This window comes from Pseudomonas sp. NPDC077649, assembly GCF_044542855.1.
Classification (GTDB): domain Bacteria; phylum Pseudomonadota; class Gammaproteobacteria; order Pseudomonadales; family Pseudomonadaceae; genus Aquipseudomonas.
Genome location: NZ_JBITVF010000001.1, coordinates 1,023,027 through 1,039,600, shown reverse-complemented (window position 1 = coordinate 1,039,600; position 16,574 = coordinate 1,023,027). Strand labels below are relative to the sequence as shown.

Sequence of the window (16,574 nt, the reverse complement as noted above, 5' to 3'; positions counted from 1 at the left end):
ACCTTTGCCTGGAGCCGCCATGTCCCCATCCTGGATCGCCCTGCTGCGCCGCCGGCGCCTGAGCCTGTTCACCCTGGCCTGCCTGCTGGTACTGCTGCCGATCGGCTGCGCCAAGCTGGAGCAGACCGAGCGCGAGCTGGTGTTTCGCATCGAGCCGGGCACCGCGCGCTGGTTCAGCGGCCTGCCCGCCGGCATCGAGGAGGTGCAGCTGCAGTCGCCGCAGCTGACGGCCGAGGAAAGCCTGCACGCCTGGTGGTGGCCGGCCGCGCGCGCCGATGCGCCGACCCTGCTGTACCTGCACGGCTCGCGCTGGAACCTCACCGGCCAGCTGTTTCGAATCGAGCAGCTGCACGCCATGGGTTTTGCCGTGCTGGCCGTCGACTACCGCGGCTTCGGCCAGAGCCGCGGCCAGCTGCCCTCCGAGCGCAGCGTCTACCAGGACGCGCGCATCGCCTGGCAGCATCTGACCAGGCTGCAGCCGGAGCCGGCCAAACGCCTGATCTACGGCCATTCCCTCGGCGGCGCGGTGGCGATCCACCTGGCCCGCGAGCCGGCCGAGGCGGACGCAACGGCGCAGGCCGGCGGGATGATCGTCGAATCCAGCTTCACCAACCTGGCGGATGTCGCCGCCGCGGTGACCCGCACGCGCCTGCCGGTGCACTGGCTGCTGTCGCAGGAGTTCGACTCGCTGAGCAAGATCGCCGAGGTGGGGATGCCGGTGCTGATCGCCCACGGCCGCGACGACCGCTTCATCCCCGCGCGCTTCAGCGAGGCGCTGTACGCCGCGGCGAGCGAGCCCAAGCAGCTGCTGCTGATCGACGGCGCCAACCACAACAACGGCCTGCGCATGGCCGGCAGCAGCTACCGCCAGGCCCTGCAGGCGCTGGGGCTGGGTTTGAACTAGGCGGCGGCCTGGGGATTCACAGCTGTTCTTGCACAGCGCCAGCACGTCGCCCGGATGCAATCCGGATCGGAGACAGGGAGCGGCGCGCGCCTAGGCCCGATCCTTGAACTGCTGCAGGTAGAGCGCCTCGACCTTGGCCCGCGCCCAGGGCGTCTTGCGCAGGAAGGCCAGGCTCGATTTGAGGCTCGGTTCGTGCTTGAAGCAGCGGATATCGATGTGCCGGGCCAGGCCGTCCCAGCCCAGGCGCTCCACCAGGGCGCTGAGGATGGCCTGCAGGGTGAGGCCGTGGAGCGGGTCTTTCGCGGTCATGGGGCAGCCTGTGCGGGTTCGGGGAATCGGGGCCGCCACCTTAGCCAAAGGCGGCCGCCGGCGAAAGCCTGCTAACCACTCGCCGCCGGCTGCTCGCCCGGCGCGTCGGCGGCGCGCACGCCCTCCTCGAGATAGCCCAGGTTGGCCTCGCGGATCTGCTTGGCCGCCTCGTCGTAGAGAAACGGCAGGAACATGAAGCGCCGCCCGCGGGTCACCGGCAGCGCCTCGTGCAGCAGCGAACAGGCGAACACCACGGCGCCGCCCGGCGGCGCGCTGTACAGCGCCGTGCCGAACTCGGGAAAGCGCAACCAGCCGCCCTCGTACTCGCCGCTGTTGAGAAACAGCGAGACGGCGAAGCGGCGATGCGCCGTGCCCTTGGTGGTGTTGTCGCGGTGCGGGCGGAAGTGCCCCTCTTCCTCGGCGTCGTAGCAGCCGATCAGGTAGCGCTCCATGCGTGAGACCTTGAACTGGAAGGCGCGCTCGATCTGCGGCACCAGGCGCTGGTGGATGCGCTGGCGACAGGCCGCGCGCAACGTCTCGTCCTCCACCAGGCAGTCGCGCCGACTCTTGTGCGTCTGGCCGATCACCTGCACGGTCTTGCCGTCGATCTCCTGCATGTAGCCGGACGGCTCGCCGCCGCGCGCCCGGTAGTAGTCCATCAGCTCGCGGCACAGGCTCGGCTCGAAGATCCGCGGCAGCACCAGCACCGGTGCCTGGAACGCCGCGCGGCAGGGCGCGCCGATCTGCGGCAGGCTGTCCAGCACCTGTATCAGCGCCTGCAGGTGCGCCGCCACCTCGCCGGCGAAGGGCAGCACCGCCAGCACCCGCAGCATGGGGTCGAGCACGTAGCTGACGCGCTGGTAGCGGCCGTCCTCGCGGCAGGCGCCGTACAGGCGGCTGACCTGGCGGTCGAAGTCCCAGAAGTAGCGCACCCCCGGCAGCGACTCGGCGACGCGCTGCAGGCGCGCGTCGTCGGCATCCACGGAGACGCCGAAGAAGGCCAGGTTGAGGTCGTCGAAGCGCTGGCGCTGCTCGCTCAGCCCGGCCAGCAGCGCCTGGCTGGCGGGCTCGGCGGCCGAGGCGAAGAAGCACAGCAGGATGTAGCGCCCGCCGACCGTGTCAAACACGAAGCGCTGCCGGCTCTGCGTGGGACAGACGAACCAGGGCGCGGCCTCGCCGACGCCGAGTAAACCGTTGGCCATGCCCGCGCCCTCCGCGCGACTGAAGGAAAGCGGCCCCTGTCATAGGGAACTCAGGCCTAAGCATAGCCAGTCGGCGGCCGGAACGATGGCCGGGCGTCATGTTGCGCAGGCATAAAAAAGGCGGTGGTTGCCGAGGCAACCACCGCCTGTGTCGTCACTGCCAGGGGATCAGACCGACTGGTATTCCTTCTCCGCTTCGTCGAAGCGCTGCAGCATCGCCTTGCTCGGGCCGTTGCCAATGCGGCTGAAGATCAGGATGGCCAGGGTGGCGAGGATGAAGCCCGGGATGATCTCGTACAGGCCCAGACCGATCCAGTTCTTCCACACGATCACCGTGGTGGCACCGACCAGCATGCCGGCCAGGGCGCCGTTACGGGTCATGCCTTTCCACACCAGGGAGAGGATCACCACCGGGCCGAAGGCGGCGCCGAAGCCGGCCCAGGCGTAGGACACCAGGCCCAGGACGCGGTTTTCCGGGTTGGCGGCCAGCCAGATGGCGATCAGCGCCACCAGCAGCACCATGGCGCGGCCGACCCAGACCAGCTCGAGCTGGCTGGCATCCTTGCGCAGGAAGGCCTTGTAGAAGTCCTCGGTCAGGGCGCTGGAGCACACCAGCAGCTGGCAGCTCAGGGTGCTCATCACCGCGGCGAGGATGGCGGACAGCAGGATGCCGGCGATCCAGGGGTTGAACAGCAGCTTGGACAGCTCGATGAACACCCGCTCCGGGTTCTCGGCGACCGGGGCGGCCAGTTCCGGGTGGGCGGCGAAGTAGGCGATGCCGAAGAAGCCGACGGCCACGGCACCGGCCAGGGTCAGGATCATCCAGGTCATGGAGATGCGGCGCGCGGCCGGAATGGCCTTCACCGACTCGGCGGCCATGAAGCGCGCCAGGATGTGCGGCTGGCCGAAGTAGCCCAGGCCCCAGGCCATCAGCGAGATCACGCCGACGAAGGTGGCGCCCTTGAGCATGTCGAAGTTGGTGGCGTCGTTCAGCTCGATGGCGGCGAAGGTCGCATCGGCGCCGCCGGTAGCGATCAGCACCACGATCGGGGTGAGGATCAGGGCGAAGATCATCAGCGTGGCCTGCACGGTGTCGGTCCAGCTCACCGCGAGGAAGCCGCCGATGAAGGTGTAGGCGATGGTGGCGGCGGCGCCGGCCCACAGCGCGGTCTCGTAGCTCATGCCGAAGGTGCTCTCGAACAGACGGGCACCGGCGACCACACCGGAGGCGCAGTAGATGGTGAAGAACACCAGGATCACCACGGCGGAGAAGATGCGCAGGATGCGGCTGTTGTCTTCGAAGCGGTTGGTGAAGTAGTCCGGCAGGGTCAGGGCGTTGCCGTTGTGCTCGGTCTGCACGCGCAGACGGCCGGCGACGAACAGCCAGTTGAGGTAGGCACCGATGACCAGGCCGATGGCAATCCAGCTTTCCGAGATGCCGGCGATGAAGATGGCGCCCGGCAGGCCCATCAGCAGCCAGCCGCTCATGTCGGAGGCACCGGCGGACAGCGCGGTAACGAAACTGCCGAGGCTGCGGCCGCCGAGGATGTAGTCGGAAAGGTTCTTGGTGCGCAGATAGGCGACCAGGCCGATCAGCACCATGGCTGCGATGTACACCACGAAGGTGACGAGCATTGGAGTACTAGCTGTCATTGGGGGGCTCCCCTCTCGTTTGTTGTTATCGGGCATCGGCGACCGCCCATGCCCTGATTGGCAAAACGCACCCGCTCGTGGCGAGTGCCGGGCTCCGCTCTCTGTCACTCGTCGCACCGGCGCATTGGCGGGCACAGGCAAGGGCAGAAACCGGCGCTGTGGGATCTCCACCGCATCGTCACTGCATCGGCAAGTGCCTGGGCACCCTCCCTGACCTCCCTGGCTGACGCCTGCGGCCACCGAATCGCGCCACCACCGTGCTGGCCGCTGTTATCGGTCTAGCTCAGCATCGCTGGTCTGACCAATGGGCGCGGCCGGAAAACGGTCGTGACGAAAAGTGAAGGGCGGAATTTAGTGGCAGAGCGGCGCGGGCTTCTTGCAAAAAGCTCTGGAGTTTTTACAGAAAGCTCCAGCCCGGGGAACTTCCGGCGAACGGCCGTTCGAGCCGGCCAGCGCTAACGCCCTCAGCCCTGGCGATAGGGCAGGTAGCGCCGCGCGTCCTCGGCGTAGGCCAGCACGCCGGGGCGTTCCTGGGCGAGGAAATCCGCCACCGCGGCGCGCAAGCCGGGATGGCAGAGGTAATGCCAGGAGCGAGTGATCACCGGCTCGAAACCGCGGATCAGCTTGTGCTCGCCCTGCGCGCCGGCATCGAAACGGGCCAGGCCCTGGTCGATGGCCAGCTGCATGCCCTGGTAGAAGCAGGTCTCGAAATGCAGCCGGTCGAACTCGGCCAGGCAGCCCCAGTAGCGGCCGTAGAGCGAGCCGCCGCCGAGTAGGCTGAAGGCCATGGCCACCGGACGCGAGCGCTGGCGCGCCAGCACCACGCGGATGGCGTCGGGCATGCGTTCGGCCAGCAGGCTGAAGAAGGCGCGCGTCAGGTACGGCGCCTGGCCGCGCACCTGGTAAGTGTTGGCGTAGCACTGGTAGACGAAGTCCCAGTCCGCCTCGCTCAGCTCACCGCCCTGGCGCCAGTCGAAGTCGATGCCCTGCCCCGCCACCTGCTCGCGCTCCTTGCGCAGCTGCTTGCGCTTGCGCGAACTCAGCGCGTCGAGAAAGTCCTGGAAGTCGCGGTAGCCGCGGTTCGTCCAGTGGAACTGGCAGCCGAGGCGTTCCAGCCAGCCGGCGCGGCCCTGCAGCAGGGCGTCGCAGGCCGGTGCGGTGAAGTTGATGTGCAGGCTCGACAGGCCCTCCTCGGGCAGGCCAGCGGCCAGGGCGTCGAGCAGTTGCCCGGCGGCCTGCGGATCGCCGAGCAGGCGCGCGCCGCCGACCGGGGAGAAGGGCACCGCGCCGAGCAGCTTGGGGTAATAGCCGATGCCGGCGCGGCGGCAGGCGTCGGCCCAGGCGTGATCGAACACGTACTCGCCGTAGGAATGCTGCTTGAGGTAGACCGGCATGGCGGCGCGCAGCGTGCCGCGCCGGTCCAGCCACAGCCGGTGCGCCGGCTGCCAGCCGCTGCGCCCGCCGACGCTGGCGCTGTCTTCCAGGGCACCGAGAAAGGCGTGACGCAGAAAGGGCTGGGCGTCGGCCAGCAGGGCGTCCCAGCTGGCTGGATCCAGATCGGCAAGTCGGTGCAGGGTCATGATCGGCATGGGCGCAGTCTGGCCTGTGCCGTGGGCGAAAAAAAGCCCGGGCGCCATTTTTAACCTCGCCTGGCACCGGCCCGCCGGATGGCCGCCAGGGGTGGCGAGCAATAAAAAAGCCCCGCCATCAGGCGGGGCTCAAACAGGAGCAGAGTCGGCGTTGAATCAGAACGCGTACTGCATGCGCATCACGAAAGCGTCGCCGTCGTCGTCACCCACGTTGTTGGTGATCTTGTCGGTCTCGGCCTTGACGTAGTTGGCGGCTACCTTGACCACGTCGTTGACGTACCAGTTGACGCCTACGGTGTGCAGCTTGGCCTTGGTGTCGCCCACTTCGCGGGTGGCGGTGGCCACGGTGACGTTGTCGTCTTCGACCTTGATGTTGTCGTAGCGGTAGAAGACTTCCCAGGCGCCGAGCTGCTTGTTCTCCGGCTTGATGCTGTCGAACTTCGCGCCATCGAGCTTGTAGCCGCGCGATTCGCCGGTCAGGGTGTAGGCCAGCTGAGCGTAGTAACCGTTGGCTTCGACGTCTTCAATACCGGCACGGTCGGCCTTCAGCTTGCGCGCCAGGTATTCGGCCTGAGCCGAGAACGGCCCCATGGCGTAGGCCAGTTCGGCACCCCAGGCCGCGTCGTTGTCGAAGTCTCCAGCCACGCCCTGGAAGCCGCCAAAGGTGGCGCGGTTGCCGTTGGTACCGGCGTCGTTGCCGCCGTTGGTGGACACGCCCCGCACGGTCAGACGCGGACGGATACGGCCGTCTGCGGCGACATCGTCGAGACCGCGGTTGGCGTAGTTCAGACCCAGGTGCAGGACATTGCCGGCCTCGGCCATCGGCGCGAACACGCCGCGCACGTTGAACTGTTTGACGCTCTCGCCGTCGGTGTCGTTGCTGTCCTTGGCGCTGACGCCACCGGACAGGAAGGCCATGTTGCCCAGAACCGAGCTGGCCTGCACGCCCATGCCGTTCTCGTGGCCGTTGACCCAGTCGGCGATTTCATAGATGGCGGAACGCTCGATGGCGGTGATCCACTTGGAGCTGGTGGCCTTCTCCAGACCGAAGTCCGGATCGAAGCGACCAAAGCGCAGGTTGACCGGGTTGAAGCCGGTGTAAGCAATCGACGCCTCGTCGAAGTAGCCGTCGTCGCTGTTGCCGGCGTTGTGGGCGAGGTCGTAGCTCAGCACATACTTCCAGTCCTTGTAGACGGTGCCACTGAGCTCCAGGAAGGCACGACGGAAGTAGGCGGCGTCGGCGTTGTTGCCGTTGCGGGTGTAGAAACCGTCGAAAGTGCCATAGTCGGCCTGCAAGCGGCCGCCGAGCTTGAAGCTGAACTCCTTGTCGGTAGTCGCTACTTCCAGGCCACCTTTGGTCTTGATCACGATATCGGCGCCGTCGGTGGTGACGGTGCCGGCGAAAGCCTGGGCGGAAACGGCCAGGGCCAGGGCGCTGGCTGCGAAACCGGCGAAGTGCTTACGGATCATCGAGAAATTCCCCTGTTGGACTTTTAGTGTTGAAAACACCCGAGCGCTGGGCTCGTTCGTGCTGGGGGGAATCTTGGCGAGGGGTTATTTCAGCTCAGTTGCCGATATATAAAGATTTCATGACAGCGGAACTTTTTTACTTCGATTTTCTATAAGCAGTGCAGCGCTCTGGCCCGCGGTTCAGGACGGCGCGACGCGCGGCCCGAACAGGATGATGGCGGCGCCCGCCAGGCACAGCGCCGCGCCCAGCCAGTCGCTGGCCAGCGGCCGGGTCTTCTCGACCAGCGCCAGCCAGGCCAGCGAAGCGACTATATAGACCCCGCCGTAGGCGGCGTAGGCACGCCCGGCGAACGCCGCCTCGACCCGCGTCAGGATCAGCGCGAACAGCGCCAGGCTGAGCAGCCCGGGCACTATCCACCAGGCGCTGCGGTCGAGCCGCAGCCACATCCAGAAGGCGTAGCAGCCGGCGATCTCCAGCAGCGCGGCGAGCAGGAACCACAGGTAGTTGAGCACGTTCGCCTCCTCAGCCGCGCAGCATGCCTTCGCGTTCCCAGGCGCAACGCACGCGCAGGGCGCCCTCCTGGGGGCTGTGAAAGCCGCTGTCGGATTCCCAGCGGAAGGTGTGCACGCCATTGAGCTCGGTTTCCAGGTGCACCACCGCATTGGCCCAGTACAGGCGCTTGAGCAGCGCCTCGAAGGCCTCGATCCACAGGTTCCACTCGTACTCCACCGCGCCGTAGCTGGCGCCGAAGTGGATCACCTGGGTCTGGTACAGGCCGGCGCCGGGCTGCTCGCAGAAGGAGAACATCTCGCGCCCGAGGAAGGGCCAGAGGTCGCCGGCCGGCAGTTCGGCCAGCACGCCGTGGTTGGTTTCGCGGCGCAGGCGACGCAGCTCGGGGTCATCCGAGGGCCAGTCGCGGATGCAGCCATAGACGATGGATTCGGACTCCACACCGGCACTCCAGGAAAAACAGACCGCCTTCTAACACAGCCCCGCCGGGCAAGAAAGGAACTGGCGCGAATTCTTCACCGCTGGCGCCGCTGGCTGCGCCCGAGCAGCCAGGCGATCAGCGTCATCAGCAGGGCCAGGCCGGTGAGCGCGGCGAACGGCAGACGGTAACTGCCGGACAGGTCGCGCGCCAGGCCGGTGAGAATCGGCGTCATGCAGGCCAGGCCGTAGCCGGTGAACAGCATCATCGCGGTCCAGCGGCTGACCGCCAGCGGCGAGCCGGCCTCGTACAGCGGCAGCACCAGCGACAGGGCGAAGGAGCCGCCGAGACCGAAGCCGATCAGCACCGCCCAGAGCTCGGGGACCACGCTCGGGGCAAAGCTGATCATCGCCAGGCACAGGCTGCTCAGCGCGCCGCAGGCCAGCAGCAGCGGGTAGCGGGCATCGAAGCGCTGCGCCAGCCAGGGCAGCAGGAAGGAGCTGGGCAGGCCCATCAGCATCGAGAGGCTGAGCAGCGAGTTGCTGCGCAGCAGGCTCAGCCCGGCCTCGTGGTAGCGCGCCACCACCCAGGTGGCCAGGGCATAGAACAGCCCGGCCTGCAGGGCGAAGAAACAGCTGATCAGCCAGGCGCGCGGCTGCCGCCAGGGCAGGCCGCCCTCCTGCGCTTCGCCGGCGCCGAGCTGGTTGGGCAGGCACAGCCAGAGCAGCACGCCGAGCAGCGCCGGCAGCGCCCAGACCGCCAGGCCGAGGTGCCAGGCATCGCCGAACAGCGCGGTGGCCGGCGCGGTGAGCACCGCGCCGGCGGCGCCGCCGATGGCCATGCCGAGGGAATACCAGCCCACCACACGGCCCATCTGCCCGGCGAAATAGCGCTTGATGAAACCCGACAGCAGCGGCCCGGCCACCGCGATGGCGGCGCCGAGGGCGATGGCGCTGGCGATCAGCACCGCGCTCTGGTGCGCCGCCAGACGCGCCAGCAGGGCCAGGGCGATCAGTGCCATGCACAACACGATGGTGCGCTCCAGCCCCCAGCGCAGCGCCAGGCGCGGCGCCAGCGGGGCGAGCAGGCCCATGCACAGCACCGGCAGCGCGGTGGTCAGGCTGATGAAGCTGCGGCTCAGCGACAGCTCGGCGGCGATCCGCTCGATCAGCGGGGCTAGAGAGGTGATGCCGGGGCGCAGGTTGATCGCCGCCAGCACCAGGGCCACCAGCAGCAGGGCCCGAGGGACTGGTTTCACGGATTATCCAAGGTCAGAACGGCAGGCAGGCCGGATCGGCCACCCTACCCCCGCAGGCCCGCTCGGGCAAGCCTGCAGCGGCAATTAACTGACCTTTCGGTCAACCCGCCGGCTTGGCCTTGCCGCGCATCTTGTCGGCCATGTTGGCCATCTCGTCGTAGAGCGCCTGCGGGTTCTTCTGCTTGAGCGCCCAGGCCATGCGGCCCATCTCGTGCGGCAGGATCATGAAGCTGCCCTTGGCCAGCTCGGCGTGGATGTACTCGGCGATATCCGCCGCACTGATCGGCGAGCTTTCCAGCAGCTTGCCGACCTGCGCCTTCATCGCCGGGGTCGGACCGCGGAAGGAGTCCAGCAGGTTGGTCTGGAAGAACGACGGGCAGACCACGTGCACGCCGATCTCCTGCTGACGCAGCTCGATCAGCAGGCTTTCCGACAGCGCCACGACGCCGGCCTTGGCCACGTTGTAGTTGCTCATCGCCGGCCCCTGCATCAGCGCCGCCATCGAGGCGATGTTGACGATCTTGCCCTTGCTCTGCTCCAGCAACGGCAGGAAGGCCTTGCAGCCCTTGACCACGCCCATCAGGTTGATCGCGATCTGCCAGTCCCAGTCCTCCAGCGACAGCTCGCTGAAGAAGCCGCCGGACGCCACCCCGGCGTTGTTGACGATGATGTCGATGCCGCCGAACTGCTCTTCGCAGGCCTGCGCCAACGCGGTCAGCTGGCTGTAGTCGCGCACGTCGCAGCGGCGGGTGAAACCGTCGCCGCCGGCCTCGCGCACCAGCTTGAGGGTCTCGGCCAGGCCGGCCTCGTTGACGTCGGCCAGGGCCAGACGCCAGCCATCGCGCGCCCAGCGCAGGGCGATCTCGCGCCCCAGGCCGGAACCGGCGCCAGTAATCATCATGCGGTTTTGCATAGCGGGCCTGCCTTTTCAATGTCCGGTTGGAATGGCTGGCAGTGTAGCGAAGGAAATAGTGCCGCCAGCCCTTCATCAGGATTATGAATAGGCAGGGCAAATCGGCGCTACGGCCTGCGTCTCCAGCGCCACAGCAGCCAGCCGTACACCGCGCCGTTGACCAGCAGCACCAGTGCGCCGAGCCACAGCTGGATCTGCGACGTCAGTCCGGCCGGATAGATCAGCGGGATCAGGTAGTGTTCGACGAAGCCGCCGTCGTAACCGGCCTGCCCCGCCGCGCGGCGCAACTGGTTCTCCCAGGGCGTCAGCGGGCACAGCAGGTGGCACAACTCCACCACCGCGCCCCAGGCCACCGCCGGCAGGTGCAACCAGGCCAGGCGCGGCCAACGCAGCAGCAACAGGCCGCCGCCCAGCACGAAGAGGATAAAGACCAGGTGCAGCAGCACCAGCGCATCGGCGGCCAGGCGCAGCAGCATCAGTTCACCACCCGCGGCGGCGGCGCCGTGGTGGAGCCAGGGCGATCGCGGACCGGCATGCAACCACCTCCTGTCAATGGCGCGCGCCTCTTTGGCAGGGCGCGGCGCCGCGAGACAAATAGAGCAAAACTCTCCAGAAGATCATGCTCATGCACTTCGACTATCGAAGCCATGCACAGCCCGTATTTCCCCCGGCTGCACAGGGAGACTAGCCTTGCTCTCGACGCGAAACGATTCTCATCGAGGTGCAGCATGCTCAAGACCCTGACCTTCACCATCATGCACTTCTGCATCGCCTTCGGCGTGGCCTACGCGCTGACCGGCAGCATCGCGGTCAGCGGCCTGGTGGCGGCGGTCGAGCCGCTGTGCAACTCGGTGGGCTTCTACTTCCACGAGAAGGTCTGGGCGCGCCTGGAGGCGAAGAAGCGCGAGTCGGCCATTCCCAGGCATGCCTGGCTGCATCACCACGTCTGATCGGCGACTTGCCAGAGCCCTGGGCACCCGCGGCATACTCGGCAGCATCCACAAGGAGCCGCCATGTCCAAGCTGAGCCTGCGCCCCGCGCAACCCGCCGATATTTCGCTGATTCTCGACTTCATCCAGGAACTGGCCGAGTACGAACGGCTCAGCCACCAGGTGGTCGCCGATCCGCTGCAGATGACCGAACACCTGTTCGGCCCGCGCCCCTTCGCCGAAGTGCTGATCGGCGAGGTGGACGGCGAGGCCGCAGGCTTCGCCCTATTCTTCCACAACTATTCCACCTTCCTCGGCCGTCCCGGGCTGTACCTGGAAGACCTCTACGTGCGTCCCGCCGCCCGCGGCGCCGGCCTCGGCAAGGCGCTGCTGGCCGAGCTGGCACGCCTGGCGGTGAATCGCGGCTGCGGCCGCCTGGAGTGGTCGGTGCTGGACTGGAACACGCCGGCCATCGGCTTCTACGAAGGCCTGGGGGCCACGCCGCAGGACGACTGGACCGTCTACCGGCTGACCGGCGAGGCGCTGGACGCGCTGGCCGGACAGCCTCGATAAACGGCGGTTCTGGCACTTTGCCCCAGCTATTGCTGTCATAAGCGGGCTGTTCAATCGAGACGTTCTCTTCCTAAAAGGGACTTGCACATGCCCAGCCTTGCCCGACTCGCCGCCCTGCTCGGCGGCCTGGTCTTCTGTGCGTCCGCCGCAGCGGCGGACGTGGACGCCGATAGCTACGGCTTTCCGCTGGCCAACCCGTTCGAGGCGACCATCGCCACCACCCCGCCGCAGCTGCGCCCGGCGTTGCCAGCCGACGACGCCATCGACCAGCGCGACTACGCCGTGCGCATCCGTCCGGATCGCGAGTTCGAGCTGCTGGAGAACTTCTGGCCGGTGACCAAGCTGCAGTACCGCCTGGCCCAGCAGAAGGGCCGTGCGCCGCTGATCTTCATCATCGCCGGCACCGGTGCGCACTATTCCAGCGGCACCCCGGAATACCTGAAGAAGCTGTTCTACGGCGCCGGCTTCCATGTGGTGCAGCTGTCGTCGCCGACCAGCTACGACTTCATGGCCGCCGCCTCGCGCTTCGCCACCCCGGGCTACACCCCGGACGACGCCGACGACCTGTACCGCGCCATGCAGGCGGTGCGCGCCCAGCACCCCAAGCTCGAGGTCAGCGAGTTCCACCTCACCGGCTACAGCCTCGGCGGCCTGCACGCCGCCTTCGTCAGCCAGCTCGACGAAACCCGCCGCGCCTTCGACTTCAAGCGCGTACTACTGCTCAACCCGCCGGTCAACCTCTACACCTCGATCACCAACCTCGACCGCCTGGTGCAGACCCAGGTCGAGGGTATCGACAACAGCACCAACTTCTACGACCTGGTGCTCGGCAAGCTGACCCGCTACTTCAACGAGAAGGGTTACCTGGATATCAACGAGGCCATGCTCTACGACTTCCAGCAGTCCAAGGAGAAGCTCTCCGACGAGCAGATGGCCATGCTCATCGGCACGGTGTTCCGCTTCGCCGCCGCCGACATAGTGTTCAGCTCGGACCTGCTCAACCGCCGCGGCCTGATCACCCCGCAGGGCTATCGCATCAGCGAGGGCACCAGCCTCACCCCCTTCTTCCAGCTGGCGCTGCGCTGCGACTTCGACTGCTACATCGCCGAACAGCTGGTGCCGATGTGGCGCGCCCGCTACGACGGCGGCAGCCTCAACCAGCTGATCGATGCGGCCAGCCTCTACGCGCTGGAGGACTACCTCAAGGGCAGCGACAAGGTGGCGGTCATGCACAACGCCGACGACCTGATCCTCGGCCCCGGCGACATCGGTTTCCTGCGCCGCGCCTTCGGCGAGCGCCTGACCCTGTACCCGCGCGGCGGGCACTGCGGCAACCTCAACTACCGCGTCAACAGCGACGCCATGCTGGAGTTCTTCCGTGGCTAAGCACTGGATTCTGATCGCCCTGCTGCTGGGCAGCGGGCCGGCCTTGGCCGAACACCACGCCGACCCCGACGGCTTCACCAACCCGCTGCAGCACCTGCGTTTCAACCCGGGGCTGGATCAGCAGGAGTTCGAACGCGCCTCCAACGACGCCCTGCAGGTGTACGACCCGCTGGAGTCGTGGAACCGCCGCGTCTACCACTTCAACTACCGCTTCGATCAGTGGGTGTTCCTGCCGCTGGTGGACGGCTACCGCTACGTCACCCCGAACCTGGTGGAAAGCGGCATCCACAACTTCTTCAGCAACCTCGGCGAAGTGCCTACCCTGGCCAACAGCCTGCTGCAGCTCAAGGGCCAGCGGGCGATGAACAGCACCGCGCGGCTGCTGTTCAACACCATCCTCGGCATCGGCGGCATCTGGGACCCGGCCAGCCGGATGGGTCTGCCCCGGCTGCGCGAAGACTTCGGCCAGACCCTCGGCCACTACGGCATGCCGGCCGGCCCCTACCTGATGCTGCCGCTGCTCGGCCCCTCCAACCTGCGCGACACCGGCGGGCTGGTGGCGGACTACAGCCTGGAAAGCGCGGTCAACTACCTCGACGTGGCCGACGCCAGCAGCCGCAACCCCGGCATCACGGCGCTGCGCGCGGTGGACGAGCGGGCGCACACCAGCTTCCGCTACGGCCAGCTCAACTCGCCGTTCGAGTACGAGAAGCTGCGCTACTTCTATCACGAGTCGCGCAAGCTGAAGATTGCCGAATGACAGGCCGCCGAGCAGCGGGATAAACCCGTTGACCGCGGGGCCGCCCCGCGGTTTTAAGCTGACGGCCTCTCGCCAGCAGAAGGAGTGCAGCATGCGCGTCGCCCAACTGGCCAAGGCCGCCGCCGTCAGCGGCGATACCGTGCGCCACTACACCGACCTCGGCCTGCTCAAACCGCGGCGCGATCCGCACAACGGCTACCAGCTTTACGCCACCGAGGACCTCAAGCGCCTGCGCTTTATCGCCCGCGCTCGCCGCCTGGGCTTCAGCCTCAAGGACGTGCAGGCCATCCTCGACCGCGCCGACAGCGGCGCCGAGCCCTGCGCCGAGGTGCGCGAACTGCTCGGCGAGCGCCTGCACGCGCTCGAGGCGCATATCGCCGAATGCCAGCGCCTGGCCGGGGTGATGCAGCGCGCCCTCGCCGACTGGGCCGCACGGCCGCAATGCGCGGCCGACGGCCAGGCCATCTGCCAGCTGATCGAGGACTTCGAACTGCCCGGCGAAAGCCGCCCGGCCAGCCCCTGCCCCGCCCACTGAAACATCGAACAGATCGATTAATACCCCGCAAAACTTGCGCTATTTGATCGACAAGATCGGCGTAGCATGGCCTCCATCGCCTCGACCGACGGAGTCCACACCATGACCCAAGCCCGCCGCATCCTCAGCATCCAACCCGGCCAGCCGGCCTCGGACGGCGCCGGTGTGCGCCTCAACCGGGTGATCGGTGGCCCGGGCCTGGAGCGCTTCGATCCCTTCCTGATGCTCGACGAGTTCTCCAGCAGCGACCCGGACGACTACATCGCCGGCTTCCCGCCGCACCCGCACCGCGGCTTCGAGACCATCACCTATATGCTCGAAGGGCGCATGCGCCATGAGGACCACTTGGGCAACGTCGGCCTGCTCGGCACGGGCGGCGTACAGTGGATGACCGCTGCGCGCGGCATCGTCCACAGCGAGATGCCCGAACAGGAGTCCGGCGCCATGCGCGGTTTCCAGCTGTGGCTCAACCTGCCGGCCAGGGACAAACTGGGCGACCCCGGCTACCGCGATATTCCGGCCGAGGAGATTCCGCGCCTGACCACGGCAGGTGGTGTCGAGGTGGTGGTGATCGCCGGCCAGTTCGACGACGGCCAGCTCCGCCAGGCCGGCGCCGTGCAGCGCCCGCACACCCAGCCGCAGCTGTTCGACCTGCACCTGCCGCCCGGCAGCCGGATCGCCCCGCGCCTGGCCGACGGCCAGCGGGTGATGCTGTACGTCTACGAAGGCTTGCTCGAACTGCCCGAGGCCGGCGCGCAACCCGTCAGTGCCGGACGCCTGGTGCGGCTGTCCGACGCGGGTGAATTGCATCTGGCCAGCGCCCAGGGCGCACGGGTGCTGCTGATCGCCGGCACGCCGCTGCACGAGCCCATCGTGCAGTACGGCCCGTTCGTGATGAACAGCCGCGAGGAGATCGAGCAGGCCCTGCGCGATTTCCGCGACGGCGTGCTGGCCTGATCCGGCGCAGTGTCAGGCCGGCTGCGCCACCTCGGCCAGACCGAGAAAGGCGCACAGGTCGGCCTTGCGCGCCATGGCGTCCTGGTAGCCCAGCTCAATCAGCTCGCTGCAGTAGCCGGGCTCGAACAGCAGGTAGCTGAGCACCCCGGCGCCGCCCGCCTTGGTCGCCCCCGGCCCGCGCAGGAACAGGCGCAGCGCCCGCGGCAGCTCGCGCTGGTGGCGCGCGGCGATCTGATCCAGCGGCCGGCTCGGGGCAATCACCAGCACGTCCACCGGGTTGAGGCCGAGGCCGCGCGGGCGACGCTCCGTCGGCACCAGGCCGCTCAACTGGTTGAGCCGGTCGAGCAGCTCGATATCGCTTTCCAGGCTGTCGATAAAGGTGCTGTTGAGCAGATGGCCGCCGATCTGCGCCAGGCTCGGCGGGCGATTGCTGAGCGGGCGCGGCGCCGGCTGACTGGGCTCGAGCTGGGCGTTGCCGCTGACCCCGATCACCAGCACGCGACTGGCGCCCAGGTGCAGCGCCGGGCTGATCGGCGCCGACTGGCGCACCGCGCCGTCGCCGAAATACTCGCGGTTGATCTTCACCGGCGGGAAGATCAGCGGGATCGAGGCGCTGGCCAGCAGGTGTTCCAGCTGCAGGCGGGTCGGCACGCCGACGCGGCGGTGGCGGAACCAGGGGTCGATGGTGGCGCGGCCCTGGTAGAAGGTCACCGCCTGGCCGCTCTCGTAGCCGAAGGCGGTCACCGCCACGGCGCGCAGCTGGCGATGGCGCACCGCCGCGGCGATGCCGGAGAAATCCAGCTCGCGCGCCAGCAGCTCGCGCAGCGGCGAGCTGTCGAGCAGCGCCACCGGCACCTCGCGACCCAGGCCGAGCAGGCTGTGGCCGACGAAGCGCGCGGCCTGGCGCAGCACCCCCGGCCAGTCGCTGCGGTACACCATATGGGTGTGAAAACCCTGCCACACCGCGGTCAGGCGTCGCACCGCCTCGCTGAAATGCAGCGCCCCGCAGGCCAGGCCGACCGCGTTCACCGCGCCGGCCGAGGTGCCGACTATCACCGGAAAGGGGTTGTGCGCGGCATCCGGCAGCAGGTCGGCGATGGCCGCCAGCACGCCGACCTGATAGGCCGCCCGCGCCCCGCCGCCGGAGAGGATCAGCCCGGTGACAGGCTCGTGGGGGCGGGCAATGACGGTCATCGGGGCAGATCCT

The 16,574-nt window shown here is 67.9% G+C and carries 18 protein-coding genes; 7 read left to right on the top strand and 11 right to left on the bottom strand.

Annotated features, from left to right (window positions below):
- Positions 1 to 19: 19 nt before the first annotated feature.
- Entirely contained in the window at positions 20 to 904 is an 885-nt protein-coding gene (locus ACIGFL_RS04690) for an alpha/beta hydrolase (RefSeq protein ID WP_397496298.1), read from the top strand.
- Positions 905 to 994: 90 nt separating this feature from the next.
- Here the strand turns inward: ACIGFL_RS04690 and ACIGFL_RS04685 are convergent, their stop codons facing one another.
- From ACIGFL_RS04685 to ACIGFL_RS04640, 10 genes are all read right to left on the bottom strand, one after another.
- Positions 995 to 1,213, bottom strand: a complete 219-nt coding sequence (locus tag ACIGFL_RS04685) for a VF530 family DNA-binding protein (protein WP_397485715.1) — start codon at positions 1,211 to 1,213, stop codon at positions 995 to 997.
- A 71-nt stretch (positions 1,214 to 1,284) separates the two neighbouring features.
- Entirely contained in the window at positions 1,285 to 2,415 is a 1,131-nt protein-coding gene (locus ACIGFL_RS04680) for a redoxin domain-containing protein (protein WP_397496297.1), read from the bottom strand.
- Between the two features lie 168 nt (positions 2,416 to 2,583).
- Positions 2,584 to 4,068: a sodium/proline symporter PutP gene (gene putP, locus ACIGFL_RS04675; protein WP_397496296.1), complete on the bottom strand. Its 1,485-nt coding sequence runs from the start codon at positions 4,066 to 4,068 to the stop codon at positions 2,584 to 2,586.
- Between the two features lie 464 nt (positions 4,069 to 4,532).
- Positions 4,533 to 5,657 (bottom strand): GNAT family N-acetyltransferase, encoded by a 1,125-nt coding sequence (locus ACIGFL_RS04670; protein WP_397496295.1) that lies wholly within the window; start codon positions 5,655 to 5,657, stop codon positions 4,533 to 4,535.
- Between the two features lie 156 nt (positions 5,658 to 5,813).
- Positions 5,814 to 7,127: an OprO/OprP family phosphate-selective porin gene (locus tag ACIGFL_RS04665; RefSeq protein WP_021444563.1), complete on the bottom strand. Its 1,314-nt coding sequence runs from the start codon at positions 7,125 to 7,127 to the stop codon at positions 5,814 to 5,816.
- 180 nt (positions 7,128 to 7,307) lie between these two features.
- Positions 7,308 to 7,640 carry a YnfA family protein gene (locus tag ACIGFL_RS04660; RefSeq protein ID WP_021444564.1) on the bottom strand — a complete coding sequence of 111 codons (333 nt, stop codon included), beginning with the start codon at positions 7,638 to 7,640 and terminating at the stop codon, positions 7,308 to 7,310.
- Between the two features lie 10 nt (positions 7,641 to 7,650).
- Positions 7,651 to 8,079, bottom strand: coding sequence for a hypothetical protein (locus ACIGFL_RS04655; protein ID WP_021444565.1), 429 nt, complete (start codon positions 8,077 to 8,079; stop codon positions 7,651 to 7,653).
- 74 nt (positions 8,080 to 8,153) lie between these two features.
- On the bottom strand, positions 8,154 to 9,314 hold the full coding sequence (locus ACIGFL_RS04650) for a CynX/NimT family MFS transporter (protein WP_397496294.1): 1,161 nt from the start codon (positions 9,312 to 9,314) through the stop codon (positions 8,154 to 8,156).
- A gap of 100 nt (positions 9,315 to 9,414) precedes the next feature.
- Complete coding sequence (locus ACIGFL_RS04645) at positions 9,415 to 10,227, bottom strand: SDR family oxidoreductase (RefSeq protein WP_021443870.1); 813 nt, start codon at positions 10,225 to 10,227, stop codon at positions 9,415 to 9,417.
- Positions 10,228 to 10,334: 107 nt separating this feature from the next.
- Positions 10,335 to 10,703: a DUF2784 domain-containing protein gene (locus ACIGFL_RS04640; RefSeq protein ID WP_397496293.1), complete on the bottom strand. Its 369-nt coding sequence runs from the start codon at positions 10,701 to 10,703 to the stop codon at positions 10,335 to 10,337.
- Between the two features lie 252 nt (positions 10,704 to 10,955).
- Here ACIGFL_RS04640 and ACIGFL_RS04635 point away from each other — a divergent pair, with 252 nt between their 5' ends.
- The 6 genes from ACIGFL_RS04635 (at position 10,956) to ACIGFL_RS04610 (ending at position 15,367) form a co-directional block, all read left to right on the top strand.
- Positions 10,956 to 11,177 (top strand): DUF2061 domain-containing protein, encoded by a 222-nt coding sequence (locus ACIGFL_RS04635; RefSeq protein WP_397496292.1) that lies wholly within the window; start codon positions 10,956 to 10,958, stop codon positions 11,175 to 11,177.
- A 63-nt stretch (positions 11,178 to 11,240) separates the two neighbouring features.
- On the top strand, positions 11,241 to 11,729 hold the full coding sequence (locus tag ACIGFL_RS04630) for a GNAT family N-acetyltransferase (RefSeq protein WP_021443873.1): 489 nt from the start codon (positions 11,241 to 11,243) through the stop codon (positions 11,727 to 11,729).
- Positions 11,730 to 11,816: 87 nt separating this feature from the next.
- Complete coding sequence (locus ACIGFL_RS04625; RefSeq protein ID WP_397496291.1) at positions 11,817 to 13,115, top strand: serine/threonine protein kinase; 1,299 nt, start codon at positions 11,817 to 11,819, stop codon at positions 13,113 to 13,115.
- On the top strand, positions 13,108 to 13,875 hold the full coding sequence (locus ACIGFL_RS04620) for a VacJ family lipoprotein (protein ID WP_021443875.1): 768 nt from the start codon (positions 13,108 to 13,110) through the stop codon (positions 13,873 to 13,875). Before ACIGFL_RS04625 ends, ACIGFL_RS04620 begins: the two co-directional genes overlap by 8 nt.
- A 91-nt stretch (positions 13,876 to 13,966) precedes the next feature.
- Entirely contained in the window at positions 13,967 to 14,410 is a 444-nt protein-coding gene (locus ACIGFL_RS04615; RefSeq protein WP_397496290.1) for a MerR family DNA-binding protein, read from the top strand.
- A gap of 102 nt (positions 14,411 to 14,512) precedes the next feature.
- Positions 14,513 to 15,367, top strand: a complete 855-nt coding sequence (locus tag ACIGFL_RS04610) for a pirin family protein (RefSeq protein ID WP_397496289.1) — start codon at positions 14,513 to 14,515, stop codon at positions 15,365 to 15,367.
- Between the two features lie 12 nt (positions 15,368 to 15,379).
- On the opposite strand, the gene ACIGFL_RS04605 is transcribed toward ACIGFL_RS04610, so the two are convergent.
- Positions 15,380 to 16,561 (bottom strand): patatin-like phospholipase family protein, encoded by a 1,182-nt coding sequence (locus ACIGFL_RS04605; protein ID WP_397496288.1) that lies wholly within the window; start codon positions 16,559 to 16,561, stop codon positions 15,380 to 15,382.
- Positions 16,562 to 16,574 lie beyond the last annotated feature (13 nt).